The 20,872-nt window shown below is 66.0% G+C and carries 19 protein-coding genes; all 19 read right to left on the reverse strand.

All coding sequences use genetic code 11. The annotated features are described in order from the left end of the window. Positions 1 to 543 precede the first annotated feature (543 nt). Positions 544 to 1,140: a DUF4913 domain-containing protein gene (locus MLGJGCBP_RS23890; RefSeq protein ID WP_160098567.1), complete on the reverse strand. Its 597-nt coding sequence runs from the start codon at positions 1,138 to 1,140 to the stop codon at positions 544 to 546. Beyond that, a complete protein-coding gene (locus MLGJGCBP_RS23895; protein ID WP_160098569.1) occupies positions 1,140 to 3,131 on the reverse strand; it encodes a type IV secretory system conjugative DNA transfer family protein in 1,992 nt (663 codons plus the stop codon). Before MLGJGCBP_RS23895 ends, MLGJGCBP_RS23890 begins: the two co-directional genes overlap by 1 nt. A gap of 79 nt (positions 3,132 to 3,210) precedes the next feature. Then, on the reverse strand, positions 3,211 to 4,440 hold the full coding sequence (locus MLGJGCBP_RS23900; RefSeq protein ID WP_160098571.1) for a hypothetical protein: 1,230 nt from the start codon (positions 4,438 to 4,440) through the stop codon (positions 3,211 to 3,213). 80 nt (positions 4,441 to 4,520) lie between these two features. After that, positions 4,521 to 5,072, reverse strand: a complete 552-nt coding sequence (locus MLGJGCBP_RS23905) for a hypothetical protein (RefSeq protein WP_442972121.1) — start codon at positions 5,070 to 5,072, stop codon at positions 4,521 to 4,523. Between the two features lie 405 nt (positions 5,073 to 5,477). After that, positions 5,478 to 7,115 carry a M23 family metallopeptidase gene (locus MLGJGCBP_RS23910; RefSeq protein ID WP_160098573.1) on the reverse strand — a complete coding sequence of 546 codons (1,638 nt, stop codon included), beginning with the start codon at positions 7,113 to 7,115 and terminating at the stop codon, positions 5,478 to 5,480. Next, positions 7,115 to 7,420, reverse strand: coding sequence for a hypothetical protein (locus MLGJGCBP_RS23915; RefSeq protein ID WP_160098575.1), 306 nt, complete (start codon positions 7,418 to 7,420; stop codon positions 7,115 to 7,117). Before MLGJGCBP_RS23915 ends, MLGJGCBP_RS23910 begins: the two co-directional genes overlap by 1 nt. After that, a complete protein-coding gene (locus MLGJGCBP_RS23920) occupies positions 7,417 to 9,282 on the reverse strand; it encodes an ATP-binding protein (protein ID WP_160098577.1) in 1,866 nt (621 codons plus the stop codon). The genes MLGJGCBP_RS23915 and MLGJGCBP_RS23920 overlap by 4 nt, the downstream gene beginning before the upstream one ends. Before the next feature lie 10 nt (positions 9,283 to 9,292). Then, entirely contained in the window at positions 9,293 to 10,789 is a 1,497-nt protein-coding gene (locus MLGJGCBP_RS23925) for an SCO6880 family protein (protein ID WP_160098579.1), read from the reverse strand. Continuing rightward, a complete protein-coding gene (locus MLGJGCBP_RS23930; RefSeq protein ID WP_236581337.1) occupies positions 10,786 to 12,282 on the reverse strand; it encodes a hypothetical protein in 1,497 nt (498 codons plus the stop codon). Before MLGJGCBP_RS23930 ends, MLGJGCBP_RS23925 begins: the two co-directional genes overlap by 4 nt. Continuing rightward, a complete protein-coding gene (locus MLGJGCBP_RS23935; RefSeq protein ID WP_009475971.1) occupies positions 12,276 to 13,145 on the reverse strand; it encodes a hypothetical protein in 870 nt (289 codons plus the stop codon). The genes MLGJGCBP_RS23930 and MLGJGCBP_RS23935 overlap by 7 nt, the downstream gene beginning before the upstream one ends. Further along, a complete protein-coding gene (locus tag MLGJGCBP_RS23940; protein WP_160098583.1) occupies positions 13,142 to 13,759 on the reverse strand; it encodes a hypothetical protein in 618 nt (205 codons plus the stop codon). The genes MLGJGCBP_RS23935 and MLGJGCBP_RS23940 overlap by 4 nt, the downstream gene beginning before the upstream one ends. Next, the gene (locus MLGJGCBP_RS23945) at positions 13,759 to 14,130 is read right to left on the reverse strand and encodes a hypothetical protein (protein ID WP_016885092.1); all 372 of its coding nucleotides are present in this window, start codon (positions 14,128 to 14,130) and stop codon (positions 13,759 to 13,761) included. Before MLGJGCBP_RS23945 ends, MLGJGCBP_RS23940 begins: the two co-directional genes overlap by 1 nt. Then, positions 14,127 to 14,819: a hypothetical protein gene (locus MLGJGCBP_RS23950; protein WP_160098585.1), complete on the reverse strand. Its 693-nt coding sequence runs from the start codon at positions 14,817 to 14,819 to the stop codon at positions 14,127 to 14,129. Before MLGJGCBP_RS23950 ends, MLGJGCBP_RS23945 begins: the two co-directional genes overlap by 4 nt. Before the next feature lie 297 nt (positions 14,820 to 15,116). After that, positions 15,117 to 15,401: a hypothetical protein gene (locus MLGJGCBP_RS23955; RefSeq protein WP_160098587.1), complete on the reverse strand. Its 285-nt coding sequence runs from the start codon at positions 15,399 to 15,401 to the stop codon at positions 15,117 to 15,119. Between the two features lie 23 nt (positions 15,402 to 15,424). Beyond that, on the reverse strand, positions 15,425 to 15,976 hold the full coding sequence (locus tag MLGJGCBP_RS23960; RefSeq protein WP_160098589.1) for a hypothetical protein: 552 nt from the start codon (positions 15,974 to 15,976) through the stop codon (positions 15,425 to 15,427). Beyond that, positions 15,973 to 16,752 (reverse strand): hypothetical protein, encoded by a 780-nt coding sequence (locus tag MLGJGCBP_RS23965; RefSeq protein WP_160098591.1) that lies wholly within the window; start codon positions 16,750 to 16,752, stop codon positions 15,973 to 15,975. Before MLGJGCBP_RS23965 ends, MLGJGCBP_RS23960 begins: the two co-directional genes overlap by 4 nt. Further along, a complete protein-coding gene (locus MLGJGCBP_RS23970; protein WP_160098593.1) occupies positions 16,749 to 17,876 on the reverse strand; it encodes a hypothetical protein in 1,128 nt (375 codons plus the stop codon). Before MLGJGCBP_RS23970 ends, MLGJGCBP_RS23965 begins: the two co-directional genes overlap by 4 nt. Before the next feature lie 55 nt (positions 17,877 to 17,931). Beyond that, entirely contained in the window at positions 17,932 to 19,002 is a 1,071-nt protein-coding gene (locus MLGJGCBP_RS23975; protein WP_160098595.1) for an insoluble domain protein, read from the reverse strand. Between the two features lie 112 nt (positions 19,003 to 19,114). After that, complete coding sequence (locus MLGJGCBP_RS23980) at positions 19,115 to 20,785, reverse strand: cutinase family protein (RefSeq protein ID WP_160098597.1); 1,671 nt, start codon at positions 20,783 to 20,785, stop codon at positions 19,115 to 19,117. Positions 20,786 to 20,872: the final 87 nt, after the last annotated feature.

A 20,872-nucleotide genomic window follows, 5' to 3' on the forward strand; every position in this document is an offset into this window, starting at 1 on the left:
GCTGTCGAGCAAGTGTAGCAAAGGCAGGTGGCGCGAAGCTCGTGCGTCGTGCACTCTGTCCATAGAGCCGCTGGTCAGGGGCTTGGAAGGACCGGCTTGGGAGCCGGCGGTAATGCGACTGACGACCCCCGGGCGCAACCGGAGGCCGTCGTGTGTCGCACTCGTGCATCCAAATAGAGATCGGAGTTCGACGTGTTCAGGTTACTTCGGAACAGGGTTCAGGCGGGAGCGGCCGATCCGCGGCCATCGTCGAGTGGCGGGTTGCCGTTGCGGTGGGTTGTTATCGGCGCGCTCACGGCCGCTGCATCCGTAGTGGCATTCGCAGCGGGTGGACCGGTGGCATCGATCATGGCAGGCGCGGCCGTTGCTGGTGCCGCTCATAACGTGATCGACTGACCTGTGTCGTGCAGTCCAGTGACCTCGATCGACTGCACGACTGAACGAAAAGGAGGTCGCCATCCTTACCGAAGTGGATGGCGACCTCGTTCTCGTCGCTCGGGCAGTGCACAACTGACCCTTCTGTAGGAGTTTGATGCGCTGAGCTCAGCTGTCGGCGGGGTATTCGTCGCGGAGGCTGGGTGGCATGGGCTCGTACGGAAGGGCGGGCCAGCCCGAGAACGAACCGTCGCGCTTCGCATGAGACATGGGGCCGGAGTCGCTGTCGAAGATCACCCGCAGATGCGGGTCGAGCTGGTGGATCCACCAGTTCGACATTGCCGACGCTTTGTCGGAGGCTCGGGCTTCTTCCCATCCAAACCAGAGGGATTTGAGTCGGCCGGCGACTTCGGGGTACAGCCACCATCTCGCGTCCCAGGCCAGGCCGCTTTCGCCGCCGCCGGGACCCATTTTCCGGCGGATGACCTGGGTGAACCATCCTTCTACCCACGCCTCGTAGGTGGGATACATCGGCTCGATCTCGGCGAGCTCGCCATCCTCTTCGTCGGCCTCGACGTCCTCGAGCTCGTCGTCTTCGTCCTCGGTGATCGCGTCCGTGTCTTCGTCGAGGTCGAGGCTGGGATCGTCCCCGTCGACGGTGGGGTCGTTCTCGTCGGCGGCGTTCGGGTCGTAGTCGTAGGGGTTCTCGTACCCCGTCTCGTCGTCGGTCTGCCACTCGTCGTCGGTTGCTGAGAGATTGACCATCACTGCCTTCCTTCCGCGAAGAATTCGGACTCGAAGATGTCGTCGACGGCATCAGGTGCTACGTCGACGCTCGTGGTCGGCGCGACGCCGCTCTGCTGAACGGGTAGCTCGATCAGGTCCTTGTCGGCTGCGGCAGCGATCCGTGGGATCGGCCCGGTGGGTGCCTCCGACGCCTCCCGATCGGAGAATCCGACCGGCAGCGCCTTCTGCTCGACGCGGTCGGTGCTGGCCTTGCACTCGGCGAGGGACCGCTTGATGTCGTCGGCGAATGGTGTGTTGCCCCAGAAGTTCTTGCGGACCAGCAGCGGCTTGCTGCCGCCCATCGTGACGATGGCCCGAGTTTGCGGCAGGGCCTTGAGGTCGTCGACGGTGAGGATCTTCTCCCGTTGGTGCGACGTGCTGATCGTTGTTTGCCCACTGCCCAGAATTCCGCCGCTGCGGCTGCGGTTCTCGACCTCGACGAAATGGTCGCCGATCTCGTCGGACAGCGAGGCCAGGAACCCTTTGTCGTTGACGTTGCCGCCGTACCAGAGCATGTTGGAGGCATCGACCATGGCGTCGTAGTTGGTCTCACCCCACACCTTCTTCGCCTGCGACGGTGACTGCAGGATGGTGATGAGGATGCATCCGCGGGATCCGAAGTGCGAGTGCCACTCGGGGAGTTGCTGCAGCTTGCAGATGTTCGCGGCTTCGTCCAAGACCATGACCGCCGGGATCGGGACCCGCCCGTCGCTCTGTTGGGCGCCGTACTCCTGCAATGCGTCCCCCATGGCGCCGACCAAGGCTGTGGTGAGCGCGGATGCGGATCCGGCTCCCTTCTTGCTCATGGCGTAGACGGTGTCGGTGCTGCGAATGACCTGGTCGATATCGAGTTCGGGCAGGTCGTGGATCTCACGGCCGGGGGTGATGAGGATTCGCCCATCGCTGTCCGTCCCGATCGTGATCCGGGTGTTCGGCAGGATCGCTTCTTCGTAGCGAGGCTCGTCCAGGGGTGCGAGGAATCGGCGCGCCATGTCGTAGAAGCCGTCCCGTTGTTTGGCGTTGACGCTCTGCTTGCTCTGCATGGTGTTCGCGAGATCGGCGTACCCGTTCTGGGCGAGCACCTTCACCGGGATCTGGGATTGTGTTTCGCGGAGCCAGTCCACGACGTGCCGAAGATCACCGCCGGCGAGCGCGGCGGCGAGGAGGTAGGAGCCGAACAGGTCCCGGGCGGCGCCGTCGAAGTAGGCGTCGACCCGGGCATTGTCGTCGGTGGCGGCGGAGATGAAGTAGTCGCACACCACTCGCGCCGACGGCAGGTCGTCGACGCGGCGCAGCGGGTTGAACCAGAAGGTTGCCTTCTCGCGCCGGTTGCCGGTGGTCACGCCCTCCAGGTCGAAGAGCCAGACCTTCCCCATCTGTTTACGCAGGTAGAGGGTGTGGGTGTAGATGTCGGGCTTGTTGGACGTGCCAAGGCAGAATCCGGGGGCGTAGCAGATGGCCGGAATCGCCAGGGTCGCCGACTTTCCCATCCGGGAACCGGCGATCGCGATGCACACCCACTCCCACGGCATCCGAAGTTCGCGGTTCGATTTGACCGTGTTGCCCATGACGATGCCGCCGTGACCGGGATGAGTCTCGCTGATCGTCGGTGCAAGCCGCCTCGTCTCGTCCGCGGCCGCGGCCGGGCTGGTCTGCTCGACGTCTCGCGGGTCCGTCATGGAGTCGGCGTACTTGTCGAGCCGCTTCTCCGCGCGCTTCTCTTGAATCTTTTCGAGCCGCCCCGTCTTCTTGAGCAGCCAGAACCCGCCCACCACGAGCGCGGCGATGGCGACAACTTCGCCGATCAGTACTGCGGTCGCGCCACCCGGCCATGCCCGATTTCCCTGGGCCACATCGAGGAACAGGCCGAGCGGGTGCCATAGCGTCTCCTCGCCGCCGCCGAGGTTGTACGCGAATACCGGCAGGAAGGAGGCGGGGACCGCGACGGCGATGGCTTTGAGCACCACCATCTCATTGTTCCTGCTCACCTTTGGCCGATCGCGACGCATTTCCGTCATGGTCGTTGTCCTTACTGGTAGCGGAAGTTGGTCAGCCGCCGAGCGGCGTTGGTGCGGGTTCGGAGATACGCCAGGTCTGCGCATCGGTGTCCGGGTCGATGTCACGGAGCACGTCCAGCTTGACGATCCACTCCATATCGGGGATGCCGGTGAACCAGATCCTCTTCACTGCTTGTTCGAGGCTTTGCCGAAGGCGGTCGCTGCTGGTGGTGGGGTCGAGTTCGGTGACGGTCAGGGCGGTGCACAGCAGCCGGTAGGCCCAGTACCCCGCCTTCGAACTCGGTGTACGGGCGAGCAGGTCGGCTTTGACAGCCAAGCTCGAGGCCTGCCCCGCCGGGGCGAGTCGCTGGTGCGCGTCGTGGTGGATCCCCGCATGGGACAGGTCGATTTCGCGTTCTTCGAGTGCGAGGGTGGCGCGCTTGAGGGCGCGCACGTGCGGGCGGAGTCGGCTGGGCTGCCGGAACATTTCGGGCGTCACCATGGGCAGCGTTGCCACCATGTCGTGTTCGTCCCAGAATCGGCACGCTCTCAGTGCCTCTGCGGGGCCGAAGCGGAGCACCCAGTCGGCGGTTGCTTCTGCCAGTACGCCGTTGAGGTTGGACTGCGCGACGATCGGGTCGATGGCGCTGAAGATCTCGTCGGCGACGAGCCACCGCCGGTCTCTTTGCTGGTCAGTGTGCGATTCGGGTGCAGAATCGTCGGTCCCCTCAGCGGGCAGTGGTGGCGCGGAAGATTCGGCGGCGGCGGCGGGTCGGGTGCCGGTGGGGACCCAATCGACCAGACTGGCGTGAGATGCGATCTCGACACGGAGCCCGAGATCGAGTTCTGCGACGAATCTTTCCCGCTGTTCTGCGCTGTCGAAGAGCCTCTTGTTGCAACCGAGCAGGATGATGCTTTCTGCTGCCCGCCCGGCAGTGCGCACCCAATGCGTCCCTCCCACATCGGCGGCGACACTCGCGACAAGCCGGGAGATACCCGCCGAGTCCGAGCGCTGGTCGAGGTCGCGCATCCATGCCGGGTGTCCCGCCTGGTCGAGTAGCTCCCGCAGGGCATTCCGCCCGGCAACCAGGGTGGTCTCGAGTTCTTCTCCCGCTGCGGGGTTGTCGAGTAGTTCCTCCATGAGTCCGCCGGCGGGCGGGAGCGCCCGCAAGGTGTCGGCCAGGTCGGTCAGCCCGTGCGCGGCCAATACCGTGGCCGGGCCGACTCTCAGTGGCCAGTCCGCGATCTGATTCAGGGTGTCAAGGAGCTCACCTCGGGTCACAAACGGATCATGGTCAAGGACCCACTTGCGGCGGGTAGCTGGATCGTCCGGAGCGATCACATGATTCATCCCTAATGTCCTCACTGGTAGCGGAAGTCGGTCAGACGCCAACCGTCGTCGGTCCGGGTGACGGTGGTGCGCCAGGTCTGTTCGGCGAGAGGGGTGCTCGATCCGGCGGTGTGCAGCACGGTCTGTCGGCAGCTGACGTCGATGACGACGGTCCGCATTCCTTCCGGTGCCGCTGGGGTGCTGTCGGCTTTGGTGCAGGAGGCGGTCAGTGCGTCACCGGCCTGCTGCCACGCCAGCCACTCCCGATCAGGTCGAAGACCAGTCGCTGCACCGTTGTCGTTGTCGACGGTGGTCGCCAGTTCCCCACCCAGCCAGGGGCGAGCGCGGTGCAACGCATCGGACTTGCTCTCGTCGACTGCGGGCTGCCACGAGAGGATTGCCTGCATCGCGGTGACGGCCGTGCCGTCCGCGTCGAGGTGCGCCGGGTCCAGGGGGTCGATGTGCACGTGATCGTCACTGCCCACCGGCTCGTCATCGGTGCCGGATGAGCCGCAACCGGCCAGCACCATCGCTGTGGACAACACTCCCGCGATCAGCAGTTTCGTCGAGAAGCGCATGGTCATACGTCCTTTCCCATGGTTCGGCCTGGCTGCGAGGAGTCGAGCGGCCGGCCAACAAGTTCCAGCACCACGAGCACCAGAGAAAGAAGCGTCAGGACGATCAACGTGCCTCCGATGACGACGAAGAGTTGCCCATGCGGAATTCCGCCGCAGTGGACGTAACCGGAGCTATTCGGAGAGGCGGCGCACCAAGTTCCGCGGTACGGGTCCGATGACCGCAAGCCCAAGCCGTACCGGAGGGCTGCCAGGCCGCCGACACACGACACCAACGCGTTCAGTGCCAACACTTTCATCGGGGACTTCCGTTCTCGTGGGCGAGGATTGGGATGTTCGAACGAATACGGAGACTTCATGCTGCAACAGATCAATTCTACATTAAGAGGTCTCTAAGTAGAGACCTACCGTCGGCTATTTGTTGATGGCGCGGTACTGCGCTTCGTTGGCGATGATCTTGTCGGCGTACGGGCGGGTCTGGACGATGTAGTCGGTCGACCCGGTCGGGAAGCCGCCGGAGCTCTGTACTGCGCCTTCACCCGCGTTGTAGCCGGCGAGGTACAGCTCGGTGCGGCCGTTGGTTGCCTTGACCGATCCGTCGGCGATCCAGCCGTCGATCGTCTTCGCGATCGTGCACATGTAGGTGCCCTGCGCCATGACCGCATCGCCGATGCTGTTGATGTCGACGCGGCCGTCGCCGTCGTAGTCCTTGCCGTATGTCGCCCACGTCCCCGGCATGAACTGTGCGGGACCACCGGCACCGGTGTTCGAGACCGGTGCATTGGCTCCGTACTGGAAGCCGTTCTCCGCAGCGAGCTGTGCCGCCAGAAGGGAGGGCTTGATCTGCGGGCACAGTGCCCCGGCTCGTTCGATCCACGGTGCGAACTCGGTGGGCACGGTACCGGCGGCGAGGGTGTCGCCGAGGCCTTCACCGGAGATGGTGCAGTCGGCGGCCGATTTGGTGGCCTGGCCGCTGCCGCCGGGCAGGGAACCCCACTGTGCGGTGGCTTCGTCGAATCCGCCGCCCTTGACGGTGATGTGGACGTGGTTGAAGTGGTTCTCGTTGTCGCTGCCCCGGTCCTCCATCTTGTTCGGCGTGCCACCGGCCGGGTAGTACGTCTGCCGCCAGATCGCGTAGTCGACGTGGAAGAAGTCGGCGTTCGCCATCACGTAGTCCAAGACGGCGTCGCCGGTCGCGACGCCGGTTCCGGAGTTGTAGTCCGGGATCATCGCGTCGACGGCCTGGCCGCTCGGGTGGTCGTTGAAACCGCCGCCGTCGGCGCGCCATCCGCCGAGGGTGTCGAGGCGGTCCCCGAATCTCAGGTGCAGGGCCCGGATGAGGCGTTTGGTGTTGACCTGCATGTTCTGTTCGGACCCGGCCGAGGCCGGCAGTGCCTGCGCCAGGTCCGCGCCACCGGGCGCCGAGGGGGCCGGGCTCGGGGTGGCTGGTCCGGGCCTCTGTTCGCCCGGTGCAGGTGCGGAGTCGTACTGCGGCTTCGGATCCACGGCCGCGCCGCCGGTACGGCCACCCGGCCATGTCTCGAAGTGCAGGTGCGGGCCGGTCGATTCACCCCGGTTGCCGATGGTGGCGATCTGCTGGCCCGCGCGAACCTGCTGGCCCGCCTCGACGAGGTAGGTGTCGACGTGCCCGTAGACGGTGGAGAACAGCTGCCCGTTGATCACATGGTCGAGAACAACCCACTGCCCGAAGCCGCTCGCTTCGCCTGCGTCGGCGACTGTGCCGTCGGCGGCCGCGTAGATCGGGGTCCCGATCGGACCGGCCAGGTCGATGCCCTTGTGCTGGGCACCATCGCGTTCGCCGAATCCGGAGGTGAACGTCACCAGAGTCGGATCGACCGGCTTGATGAACGATCCTGCGGGGGCGATCATGTCGCCACCGATCACGGATGTGCCGCTACCGCCGAGGCAGTCCGTCGAGGCCTGCTCTTCCTCGTCCTGGAACAGGATGGCCAGCAGAACGATCAGTGACATCGGAATCCCGAGCACCAAGGCGAGCACCACGATCAGCAGTGAGCTGTTCTTCGATTCCATTACTGGGCCGCGCCCATCCCGCAGTCGGCTGAGGCGTACCGATTCACCAGGCGGCGATTGAGTTCCGTGGCGGCCGCGAGATCGGCGCGCAGCCGACTCACGACCGTCCACGACGGCTGCGGACGCCGGCCGGATGCGTTGACCCAACTGCGCACCGCGGTCTCGGACACGTCGAGCTGCGCCGCCACCGCGGCGCAGGAGGCGGTGAACGAGTCACCGGCCTCGATGCACTTGATTGCCGTGGCCACCGCATCGGCCTTGGTCTGCTCGTCGACCACGCGGTAGCGGCGGCGCGCGGGCGTCATGCGGCGAACCCCGTATGCTCCCGATCCTTGACCGCGGCATTCAAACGCTCGTCGGTGTTGTGGATACCCGACGCGAGTTCGGCCGGGGTCACCCACACCTTGAACGGCACGCCGGGACGATCGCCCTCACCGAGTTTGAGCAGAAACTGCCCCGTACCGGCTGCAACAGGATTGGGGACCGGAGCCTGTTTCGCGGCCGACACGATTCCGGCCTCCTCGGCCGCGAGACGGACCTTCTCCGCAGCCTGGCGCCGCCGCGCCGTCTTCTGGTCGATCGGGGAATTCAGATCTGCGGCGTCCGACCAGTTCGTGAGCATGCTCTTCTCGATCTGCGAGAAGTGGATGACCTTCTCGAGGCGCTCGATCTCCGCCGACGGAACCGGGCCGATGATGCGGGCGCGGCACCGTTCGATCAGGCCCAGAGCGCCGGCCTTCTCCAGCTCCTCGATCGAGTGGGTCACGAACGTGATCCCCACACCGACCACGCGCTGCAGACGCAGCAGCGCATCGATGCGCTCGGCCATCATCGGCAATGCGAGGACCTGCCAGAGCTCGTCCATGAGCACGTTGAACGCGAGGTTCGGTCCCAGGCCGGCGTCTGCTCGTACGTGAGCGGCTTCGATCGTCGCGAACGCCTCGTTCCACCCTGCGATCAGGACAGCGGCACGCATCATCTTGTCGTCCTGCGGGACGCTGGACATGTCCAGGCACATCGAGGGTGCCTCGACATCGAGGCGGACGGTCGACTGCCCGTTGAAGACCTCCCCGAAGCGGCCCTTCACCATCGAACGCAGCGTTCGCCGCAACCCCTGGATCGCGGCCCGATACTCCTCGTCGGTCTCGGCGACCGCGTCGTCCTTGAGTTCCTGACTGTTCGACGTCAGCAGTGCGATCAAATCGTCGAGGATTGCGGGGTGCTCGGAGGTGAACCCCGCACCTCCCTGCGCTACCGGGGTGTAGAGCAGGCGAATCGCCGACGCGAGCAGCGTCTGCTCGAAGTCCTCGAGCCGCTTGCCGCGCACGATCTCACACAGCGCGGCGGTGATGTTCTCCTGGCGCGCATGCAGTGCGTATTGAGTCTGCTGACGTTGCAGCTCCAACTTCTGGCGCTCGAGTATCAGCTCGTCCCGCAGCGCCGGGTCGTTCTCGAGTGCGATGCGGTGGGCGAGTTCGGCGATCCGGCCGGAGAGCAGGGCGATCGCCACCCCGATCAGACCGGGATCGAGCGGGTTGATCCGGCCGATCCCGCCGTACCCGACCTCGGTGCACTGACCAGCCACGGCCTCGGTCAGCTTCCGCCCGTCCGGCTTGACGTCGCCCGGCCACACCACGCGCACACCAGCGGCGATGTCGCCCAGAGCGATCCGGCGTAGCAACGTCGACTTACCGAAGCCGTTGAGAGCGATGATCATGCAGGCAGGAGCGGTGATCGCCTTCGCTTCCTTCGCCGACAGCGGGTCGAAGCACACCGGTGCATGCGGCGGTGCCAGGTGGTGGCCCAGCGGGGTTCCCAGTAGAGGGGCATTCGCTCCCACGACCCAGGGGTTGATTCCCGCCACCTGAATGTTGGTGCCACGAAACTCGACTGGGGGCAGGATCGCGCCCATCCGGCCACCGCCGGCACCGGAGAAGCCGCGCTCGTCGAGGGCATGAACGTCACGGTCGGACGAGTCGGAGCGGGCCCGCTCGTTCGCCGCGATGTTCGCCCGCCGGTCGTACTGCCGCTGGACCAGTCTGGCCAGCACCTTCTTGCTGACGAAGTTGGTCGCCGCCGCTTCACGGGCTTCCAGGCGTGCGAGGTCCTCGTCGGAGAGAACCTTGATGTTCACCGCTTTGGGGGTCTTGGTCTTGGTCTTGGCCACTGTGTCCGCCTTAGTTGCTCAGGAACGAGGGAATGGTCGTGTGCTCGGGTGGAATCACGCCGACGCCGAGCGATGACCAGAACGCAGCCGACTGCCAGCAAAATGACCGGCGCACCTGCAGCTGACTCTGGATGGACAAATCGCGTACCAGTGCGTCCACTCGGGGAACGTCCGCGTTGCCGACCGGCTGGGTGACGGTGATGAGGATCCCGAAACGGGTCAGGCCGTGGCCGCGCGCGACCTCCATGCGGCTCTGTTCCGTCGCGGCCACTTCGAGCTTCGCCTTCGCCGATGCGATTCCGCGCCCCGATGTCACCGCAGCCATCGCGTCGCGGTGGTCACGGTTGACGATGTCCGTTGCGTCCGCGGCCGAGTGCGGCCGGTAGATGATCGCAACGCGCTTGATCGGCAATGCCGGGTTCGGGTCGAGCAGTCGTTTGAGGACGGTCTCGTGGACCGCGCTCTTCGGAGCTTCTCGCATCTCCCACGTCACCGAGATCGCTCCGTCGTGGATCAGGCGGTCCTTCTCCTCGATCTGGGTGCGTGGGCCACAGTCTGCCCACTCCAGGCCGGTTCCTTCACCGGAGAACAGTGCCCGTTCGATGTTGCTCAGGGACGCCGGATCGACGGATCGGCGTACCGTCCCCATGATTTCGTCGGCGCTCATCGGGGTGGCCGGAACCCCGGCACGGGCCGCGGCTTCGGTGATCCCCGGCAGCCGGCGGGCGATCTCCACCGCCTGCTCCGAGGGGTCCTTCTTGCGGTCCGCGGTCTGAGCCTGGAACGTGATCGAAATCCGGGCCCCCAAGCGGACGCCGCCGGTGACCAGGCCGGTCGCCAACTGGTACATCGAATCGCGGGCCAACTTAGGTGCGTCATGACGCACCCGCTGGGACACGGTCTCGTACAGCTCGATCCCGGTGTTGGGCAATGACTCGATCACCGCGACCAGGGCGACAATGTCCGAGGTCTCGCCCATCGCGGTCAACATCTGCGACCAATTGCCCACCGCAGCATCGAGTACGGACTGGTCGAAGTTCTCACTGCCCTGCGGGTACGCGTCGAGAACGACGGTGTAGTTGTTCGCCTGCGGCATGTGGATCATCCCGAAGGGCCGGTTGTTTCCGTCGATTCCTTCGTAGATCTCGGTGTCCGCCAGCACACCCGGGGGCCGGTACCGGCCCCCGGGGATGCGGGAGAAGGTGCCCGAGCTGTAGATGTGTTCTCCGCGCTTGAACGCCCGCCGCCACTGCATCATCAGAAGTGCCCTCTCATATCCGCTACGTCCGTCCTTCTCGATCACCAACGGCACGAATGCAAGCGCCGTGAACAGCCCCAGAACCAGTGCGGGCACGAAGCCGATCGCCAGGCTCAGAAACACCAGGGCAATGACCGCGCCGATGCCGAGCATCGTGGTCCCGAACGTTGCCCCGGCCATGCCGGTCGACCTGGGCTTTCGCCAGTTGCCGTACATCCGGTACTCGGTCGTCGTCTCGGTCCTCGTCATCCCTCAAAACCTCCATTGCGACTCGGTGGCATTGCTCCGGTCGGGCCGTCTCCGGATGTGCCTGGACCATCAGGCGCGCCCGGTGCGCCGTTGTGGTTGGTGGGTGTGCCGTCCACCCCGCCTGCGGCGTTTCCGCCGGAGGGCGCTGACTGGTTGGACGGTGTGCCGTCCACGCCGCCCGTGGCGTTTGCGCCCGGTGTGCCGCCGTCGATTCCGGAAGTGCCGAAGCTGGGGGGCGCACCGGAAGGTCCGGAAGGGCTGGTCGTGGTCGAACTCGCCGAGGTCATACCTCCCGCGGCCGCCCCGCCTGACGCTCCAGCCGACGCGCCTCCGGTCGCGATCGCGCCGCCGACCTTGGCGCCGACGGCGGCCAGGCCCGCGGCTGCGGCAAGACCGCTGCCGCCGCCGCCGAGGGATCCGACTGCCGGGACGATCAACCGCATCAGGGACGGAAGGACCAGGGCGGCCGAGCACAGCAGGAGTGCGCCGATCAATGCGGTCATCGCGCCGCCGTTCTCATCGCGGGAGGGCGCAGACTGCATGAAAAGCATTGCCGCGACGCCGATCACGAACGATCCGACCGGCTTGAACAGCAGGAACGCGAGTGTCCAGGCGATCATCTTCTCGTAGGCCTGTGAGCCGATCTTGGTGCCGCCGGCCGCGCCGGCAATCGGGAGCGCTGCGGTGATGACGACGAGTAATCCCATCCTCATCAGCAGCAGGAACGCCATCACCAGGCCGCCGAGAATGCCGATGATCCCGATGACGTACAGCAAGGACGTTCCACCAGGTGAGGCGTAGATTCCGATCTGAATCATCGCGTCCACGAGTGCGTCCGGATCCGAGCCGACAGTGCCGTCGATGAACCAGCGGGAGATGTTGTCCGAGAGCCGGGTGCCCAGTACGACGATGAACCCGAGCGAGCCCGCGAGGACCGTCGCCCGAGCGAGTTGCCGAACGCCTTCGGTGGAGACATCACGGATGGCACCGGATCGGGCCATCATCAGCCGGATTCCGAGGAACATCAGTGAGACCACCAGGAATGCGACCTGAATCCAGTACGTGTACTGGGTGACCTGGCCGAGTGTGGCCATGAAGGAGTTCTCGTCCTGGCCGGGAATGGTGATCCACCAGCCGAGCGCGAACTTCAATACGGCGGCGCCTGCGTCACCGAAACTCAGCCCCATCGTCTCGAACGCGCCGGTCGCAACCTTCTTGACGTAGTTCTGGGGAGCCTCGGCAACGGTTTGCGCACCATTGGCGCAGCTGGGCATTTCAGTGCCAGTCGCTGCGCCCAGAGCATCGAGGGCCAACTGCAGACCGCCGCCACCAATCGGAACCGCAGCGCACATCGCCAGGTCCCCGGCAGTGTCGGCGGCGGCCGGCCCGGGATCTTCTTGGGCGAGTGCCGGCGAGGCGGTGCCGACCAGTGCGGCGCATGCCACGAGGCAGACCAGGAGGAACCGCTTCCACGCGGTCTGCGCCGTCACCACCACGACGTCCAACCGTCGGAGAAGTCGGCAACCGCTCGCGCACCGAACGGGTTGGCGCCTTGGACCTGCACGACCCAACCGGTTCCCTCACGCCAGACCAGGTCCAGCGAAATGTCGGCGTTCTGGGTACGGCCGTCCTTGAGATTTGTTGTCGCGCCGATGTGGACTCGCGCCAGATCTTCGGTGAAGTTCACCTTGATCATCTGCATGACGCGACCGGGAAAGTTGTCCGGAGCGGCTCCCGGCTGATTCGAGGCGTTGAAGGCCTTCTGCTCGGCGAGCTGGTCCTGCGGATCGGCGACCAGGCCCGCGTCCTGGAGCATCTGGATGCGGTTGTTGCCGGTGGCGAGGTAGTTCAGGTAGTGGACTGCCGCCAGGCCCGCACCTTGGGCAGTGCGGGCGAAGCCGGTCGCGACCCCAGTGTCACTGAACGCCGTCGGTCCGTCAGAGGTGGAGAACGGCAGGTACATGTTTCCGTGGACGCGTTGGAGCATGATCCCGGACGGCGCGGTCGCCGCGGAACGTCCGGTGGCCGGCGAGGACTGCGCCAGCAGCACTCCGTTGTCGTTGAGTGGGGCGTAGACGACGCGGCCCTGCTCGTCGAAGAAAGGATCGGGTTCGAATTGGTCGGGCTGGGTCGCCGCGGTCGCACCTGATCCCTGGTCCCCGGCGGGAACCAGCGGCTCGTCTCCGCCGCGTACGAAGATGATGATGCTGGTGATGATCGCGGCGACGACGATGACACCGAGGATCGATCCACCCATCAGCAGGCGGGTGGCATTGTCGCGTCCGGATCCGGATTCGGGCTGTTCCGGGCGCGGGGCCGGTGTGGGGGTTTGGGTATCGGTAGGTTGCTCGCTCACTTGCGCGTTCCTTCCAGGTCGACCATGTTCTGCGGAAGTTCCGTCAGTGCGGTCGCCGCCACAGCGTTTTCCGGGGTGGAGAGGTTGAGCTTCCAGTCGGAGTCCGCCCAGATCACGTCGGTGCGTGTCGAGGCCAGGGACTCGTCCGGGAAGCGTTGAACGATGTCGACGGAGGCCGCGGTGTCGGTGTAGTCCGCGAACACATAGCCGACGACGGACGGGACGACCGCCGGGTCGACCGTGCCGGTCGAGGAAATCAGGGAACGGTTGACGGCGAAGGCGTCGCGTCCCTCTCCACTCGCCGCGACAACGGAGAGCACCTTCGACCAGGACTGATCCGATGCGGTCGAGAGCTGGACGGACTGACCGATCGCGGCAAGCGCTGCGCCCTGCGGGGTGTGCGAGAACCCGGTCAGCGGCTCCCAGACCGCGCTCGTGGGGCCGTCGGTCTTCCCGAGCGGCACCATCACACCGTTCACACTCGACCAGCTCGCAATCGCGGGGGCGTCAGTGAGCGACACCGTGGGGCTCTCGCCGCTCTCCTCGTCTGAGCCACCGCACCCCGCTAACGCCAGCGCTGCAACCGCGACTGTCGCACAAGCAAGTACACGCATTACTTCTCCTCTTCGAGCGGAGGGAACTTCTGTTGGATGTCAGTGACGAGGCTCGGAGGCTTGTCCGGCGCCGGAGCCGAGTTCTCGGGAATCCGGCCGGCCTCGATGAGAACGACGGCCATCGTGACGGCCGCACCGCTCGCGAGGATCCAACCGAACACCGCCGCGAGGAACTCTGCGGCCGTGGGTGATTCCAAGCCCGGTGTGTGCTTGTGGTCCCACGCCATCCGGCCGCCGACAAAGATGATCTTCGCGATGCACACGACCGCAGCAATGCCGGCGATCCAGCTCAACGCGGTATTGATGTCCTGGGTGATGTAGTCGGGCAACTCCACCGCAGCGAGAACCACACCGCGATCGGTGCCCGTCACGGCTGAACCCACTCGATCGAACCGATAGCGACCGAGAGTACGAACAACGCCACACCGGTTGCGAGCAGCGACCCTGCGGCTTTCGTGAGCGTGGAAACCACGCGGTCATTTATCCTTGCGCGGTCCCGTCGGGCGTAGAACAGGCCGACCGCGAGTGCCGCGTCGACCAGGGCGAGGCCCGTCATGAACACCGAGACAAGTCCCACTGCCCACCCGCCGTAGGACACGACGCGCTCGATCACCGCACCGCCCTGAACCTGCTGTTCACGGGGCGGGAGGTCGATAACCAGCCAGTTCAGGATCCAGTTCAGACGCCATACCACCGTCGCGGTCAGCGCCGCCGCAACAGCAACCGCCGCAGCGGCACCGAGGTAGACCCACCGCGACCGCGCACCGCTGATGGTGCGGGCGGTGTGAACGGCGATGGTGATGACTCGCCGCTCGGAGATCAGCGGTTCCCCCGACGTGTACCGGGCACCGGCAGCGAGCTCCTTGCCGACAATGCTCATTGCCCGGTGAAAGGCCGCCTCGCGGTCGTGATGCTCGACCGCAATCCCGTCGGCAGCGAAGGTGGCGTCCTGGACAGCGCGAATCTGCGGCTCCCACGTCTCCCTATCGGACGTGGAATAGGACAACCCGCTGGTGCCGACACGGATACGAGCAAAGTGCGGTTTGTCGATCTTCGTCATCGCGTGTATCCCTCTCTCATTGCCCCACCAAGGTCGTCAGGATCAGGGCGGAACTGGTCGCGACCACCACCCCGGTTGCGCTTCCGATCGCGAGTGTGACTGGGCCGTCAGCTCGCGCTATGGCCTGCTTCGTCAGGAGGTTTCGCACCCGCATCACCGCCAGAACGGCCACGGAATAGACCATTGCTACCGCGCACCCGCCAGCGACGAACCAGAGAAGCCAGATAGTCAATCCGGGTGGAAGGGGGCCGCTAACCGGAGGGAGATCGCCGGTATCGGCGGGGATCATCGCGAACATCAGGCGCCGGCGGTGACTGCGTTGAGGATCGTGTTCGCCGAACCGGCGACGATCGCGCCCACGAGTGAACCGACGAGCATCGTCACACCGCCGGTCTGGCCCTGGCTCCACTTCTCCCACGCGAATTTGCCGCCCGAGAAGACGAGCGCGGCGACGCAGGCGAGGAGGATGGCCCACAGGAGCCAGTTCACGAGACGCAGAAGACCATTGGCTCCCGGCGGCAACTCGGGTGTGACGTTGAATTCGATCGCGAGGATCGCGGTGTCGTGGATGGTGTGGATCATGGCTGTCCTTTCGGTGAGTGAGTTCAGTGCCCGGAGCGCAGATGCGGCAGTGAACGCTGGATTGCTGTGACGATGCCGACGCCGGCATCGATCACGTCCTTGGGAACCGCTGCACGGGCTCCCTTGGTCTGTTCGGGCACACCGTCGAGCGGATGCCACCGGGGCAGCGCTGGCAGGGATGCTGCGGGGAGGAATCTGTGCCAGTTGATCCGCCAATGTGCGGCCGTTGCTGACTCCACGACGTCGCGATACTGGCGCACGCTTTTGTCGAGGGTCGGCGAGTTCGCGACGGTGATCAGCCCGAGAAGCTCACACTCGAGGTTCTCCTCGCGATGCTGGATGAGCCGCTCGTGCGCCTTCTTCAACCCGTCGTCCGTCTCGCGGGCGACCATCACCACGTACGGGGATTCGGTCTCGACGTCGTTGCCGCACGGCCATTGCCGATCGCAGTCCCCGGTGAAGCTGAGGTAGTGCGCCAGGGTGGAGACTCCCGCGCCGCCGTGCGCTCCGAGCAGCCACACAGCAGGTCCCGGACGGTCCGCTGGAATCGGTGCGGCGTGGATTGCTGTGGTCATGCCAGTTCTCCGGTCTTGCCGTCGCGGCGGGTGTCGGATTGGGGCGAGAGTGTGCCGAGGACATCGAGGGCGTCGGTCCAGGCGTCGATCGTGGCGGTGGACAACCGGCGGTGGTCGATGACTCCCGGGCGGGCCAGGACGGGATCGAACGGGACTTCGACGAAGCCGGCGATCTGCGGTGCGAGTGCAGCCCGGATCGGGGCCAGTTCGACCGGGGAGGTGGGCATCTGATGGGAGACCACCACGATCGTCTCCCCCAGGGTGTCCGGGCCGAACGTCGATTTGAGCCAGTTCATTGCCTCTCGCATCCGGCTCAGCGGCTCCGCTCGCGCGGGGGCCACGACGACCAGGGCCGCACCGGACTGGATCAGCGGGGCCAGGCGTGATGAGCGAAGGGCGGTCCCGACGTCGTGGACGCGGGCACTCGCACGGCCTTCGAGCAGCAGATCGACCATCATCGGATCGGCACTGTGGCCGTGCTGGGAGCTGCCGACGACGACCATCCCCGAGGTGGTCTCTGCCATCCGGGCGCTGAGGCTGTCGATTGACCTGGCCGGATCGACGGCACGGAACCGGGTGCGGGAGAGCAGGTTGCCTCCGTCGCTGGTCGAGTCGATCGCGGTGATGTCCTTGCCAGTACCGAGCCGCAGAGCCGTGGCCAGGCCGAAAGTCGTGGTGGTGGTGGAGGCCCCGCCGGAACCGGCGACGACCATGGCTGACACCTTCTCCGGTTCGGCGACCTTCGGGGTGCGGCGGATGGGGACGACGTTGCTCATCGGATCTCCTCGAGGGTGGCGATTTTCAGACCTGCACCTGAATCGGCGACTGTGATGCGCTGCGGGATGGTGCTCTCGGAACCGGAGTCGGTACGCAGGAGCAACTGGACGTCGAAGGCGTTCGGGTTGGGGGTGGCCGCGATGGTCAGGCAGTGCGCGGCGCCGGTAGCGGCGGCCGCGTCGATCGAGGCCTGGATGGTGCCGACCGGATTCGGGGTGAGCATCATCGATGCGACTTTCGCGCCGTCGTGCTCGACGTAGTACGCGTAGTCGAATGCCTGGATCAGACCGGGACCGCTGGTGAGGTCACCGGGGCCGCGGCCGACGATCTTCCCGCCCCCGGTCGAGCTTTCGCACCAGGCAGGCTCGTCTGCGGCCACGGAAGGGCCGGCGGCCCGGACCGAAGACGGCAGCGGGGGCACCGCGACGTCGGGGCTGTTGTCGGAGGAACCGAGCACCACGACGGTGCCGGCGACTACCGCCAGTGCCGCCGCACCCGCGCCGACGAGGACCCAAGGGTTCTTCTTGCCGCCGACGGAGGACTCGCGGGCAGGCTTGACCTTTGGCTTCTTCGGCTCCTGAGGTGCGGGCACCACCACGTCGTCGGGCACGTCGGTGTGCTCGACGGCAGCTTTGGTGGGGCGCCGAGGAATACGGGCGGACAATCCACGTCGTCCCTGCTCCTGGGCGACGAGTGGACCACGGGGAATGTGGGCGCGAACCCAATCCGGTGCGTCCGCATACGGATCGGCGTCTATCGTCTCGGGGAATTCGATTGCAGGCTCGCCGTCGAGGTCGGCGGCGTCTTCCTGCGGGTTCTCGACTGTGGTGTCGTGGTCGTCGGTCTCGCTCCAGCCGTAGACAGGCAGGACCGTGGTCAGTTCGTCGGTCGGATCGTCGTCGTGTTCGGCGACGGGCGAAGGCGCGTCCGGGATCTCCGGTTCCATCTGCACCACCGGAAGCACGACGTCCTCGTATGGAGCTTCGTCTGCGGCGGGATAGGCGGTGTCGTAGTTTTCCTGCGGCACAGGGAAGTCCACATCACCGCTCAAGTCGATGATGTCGTTCCCGTAATGCTCTGGAACGTCCGGAAACAGCTGATCCGTGCGATTGTCCGTCGCCATTTTTCCTCCAAGTTGATCGGCGAGGGCAGGATGCGTTCCTGCCCTCGCCAGGGGCTCACGCCGGGATGCCCGCGCCGATCGCGTCGGTGATCATTCCCATCGGCAATCCGGGGACTGCGGTGTTCGCCTGGAAATCGGTCACTGCCTGGTCGAATGCGGCGACAGCCTGCTCGCCCCCGGGAAGCGACGACACCGCGTCGCGGGCCTGCTGGTCGACGATCGGGGCAGTCTCAACCACGTCGCGGACCGCGTCGGCGGCCGCGGAGCCGACCGGGGCGCTGGCTTCCCACTGATCGAGGGTGGTTTCGGTCTGCGCCGTGATCGCAGGCTGATCGATATCGGGAATCTCGACCTCGGTCGGTGCACCGACCTCACCGGCGCCGTAGGCCGTGGCCGCGGCGACGCCAATCGCGCCGCCGACGATTGCGCCACCCGCAGCTGCCGGAACTCCGGCAAGCGCACCGATACCCGCGCCGATGCCGGTACCGGCTGCCGTGCCGACGACACCGGCAGGGATGACACCGAGCGGCGTCAGAACCGGGGCGGCCAGCACGACCGCGCTGGTGCCGCCGATCGTGCCGCCGACAAGTCCGCCAGTCAGGGCACCGACGGCTGCGACAGGCACTCCGGCGGCGAGGGCACCGCCCACCGCCCCAGCTGCACCGCCCGCGACCTGCGCGGCCGCCAAGCGCTGCGCCTCATCGGCATTGAGGCCGGTGGAGCGCCAGAAGTCGGTGACCTGGGCTTCGATGACGGCCGTCTGGCCATTCGTGCGGTCGGCGGTGTCCTTGCTCATCCAGTTCGGGCGGTTGGCCAGGTACCGGCCAAGCCGAACCTTGTCCTCGGGAGCCTGAATCGGTGCGGTGAACTCTTCGAGCTGCATGGGCAGGTGGAGCTGCGAGTAGTCGATCGGCTCGACGTAACTGCCCTGGTCGTAGGGGATGACGTACTCGTTCGAGTTGTAGTCCCAGTTGTCGAGGGGCTTGGCCGGCTGCTGGTACTCCACCGGCACCGGAACCCAGGTCTGCACCGGAACGGGCTCGGGTGCGGGAGCGGTCGTGACCCCGCCCTGCGTGGTCGGAGCGGGCGTGGTGACGCCGGACTGCGTCGACGGCGCTGTCGTCACGCCGCCCTGCGACGGCTCTGCATGCGCGATACCGCCGCACGCTGTGACAATGACCGCGGCCGTGACTGCGGTTGTGCCCGCAGCCCTCACAATCCTGGCCTGCTTACGGTGCTTACCCATGTGTGCTGTTCCCTTCGGTGGATGAATCAGTGGTCAGGCCGTTCTGTGAGAACGTCGAGTCCGTCGACGTGGCGACGGAAGTGGAGGACGTCGGCGTAGTCGACGACGTCGAAGGCGAGGAGCTGGCGGGCCGAGACGTTGTGGGCGCCAATGACGTGGCACTCGGCCGGGTCGTGCTCGTGGAAGAGCTCGACGACGAGGACGTTTTGTTGCTGGTCGCGAGGTCGGCAGCCACCGCGGCGAACATCTTCGCCACGTACGCGGTCGGGGCCAGCCCGGTGGCAGTCGCTGCCGACGATCCATACGAGCCGTGGGCAGCCTGAATGTTCGAGTACTTCGTCAGCGCCGCCAGGTCGAAGAGGTCCTTGTTCGCCTTGACCTCACCCTTGACCAGGTCGAACGTCTGCTTCACCAGGCGCTGCGTCGTGGCCGGCGGAACCAGATTGATCACCGCGTTGACCGTCTTCGCGGCGATGATGCCGAAAGCGGCAACGGGATTCGCCAGACCCACAGCCGCGACAGCGGCGATCGTCTCCGGCGTGATCACCTTCTTCGCGACCGTGACCACCGAGTTCACCGCCACCAGGCCCACCTTCATCAGCGCGGAAATCGCCTCTTGGCCGGTCGGCGGGGTCGCCCGAGGATCCGAACCCTCAGCCAAACGCTGCGACAAGGTCTTCTTCGGCGTGATCGAGAGGTTCTCGAGTGAGTTCTTCGGGACCTGAATGTCTTCGTTGATCACGTCGACCCCGACGTTGAACGCGGTCGACGCGAGAGCAAGTCCGATCGTCTGCACTGCGACGAACGGGTCGCCGCCGACCTCAGCCTGACCCGCAACGTTCGCCACAGCCCGCGCGATCGGAGCCTTCGGCGGGGCATCGCAGGCCAGGTCACCGGTCTGGCACCACATCGACACCCGCCCGGTCAATGCGCCGAAGCTGGAGGCGGTGTCGGCAACCGGACCGATCCCCGCCCCGGTCGCCGTCGTGACCGTCACCGCGGGAAGGGCCTTCACCGCAGAACCCGAGGTCCCCGGGACGGGGGACGGAGTGGTCTGGGAAGTCCCGGGGAAGATGCCGGCGCCCTCCGCGCGGGTCGGGGACCCGAACAGCGCAGCCGATGCGATCGACGATGCCGGAACGCCGCTGACCTTGCCGGCACCCACCTCTGTGAGCCACTCCGAGGCAGCGTGGGCGAACTGGCTGTAGGCCGCGATCGCGAGCTTCGTCGACGGGCACGAATCCAGGACCTTCTCCGCCGCGGTCTGGAGGTTGTCCTTTGCCGTGGAGACCGACACGGCGTACGACTCCTTGCCGCCGGGCACCGCACCACCGAACGCCGCCGGATACGGGACGTAGGCGCGGTCGACGTCGACACCGAGCTGTCGCGCCTGGTCGAGCAGCGGCGACATGATGTTCGAGAGCATTCCCGTGTCGGCCTTCACCGGAGCATCCGGTGAAGACTCGCCCGTGCCCTGCCCTCCGAGGACGAACAATGCAGGGCAGTCCTGCACCAACTGATCGACCCAATTGGTTGATGCGTGTGCAGGAACGGTATTCGCACCGACACTCACTGCCACAGCGACAGCGCCGACGACCGCTGAGGCGGCCAGCCGACGAGCCGGGCGCGGTGTACCGCTCCCAGAACTCTGAACCTTTTCCATTCGGAACCCTTCAATCTCGTTGTGGGCCAATTCATTGCCGGGGAAATTGCGGTGTCACTCGTAGTTGGCGATGAGAGTGATCCACAG

The organism is Rhodococcus sp. T7, assembly GCF_009872365.1.
Taxonomy (GTDB): domain Bacteria; phylum Actinomycetota; class Actinomycetes; order Mycobacteriales; family Mycobacteriaceae; genus Rhodococcus_F.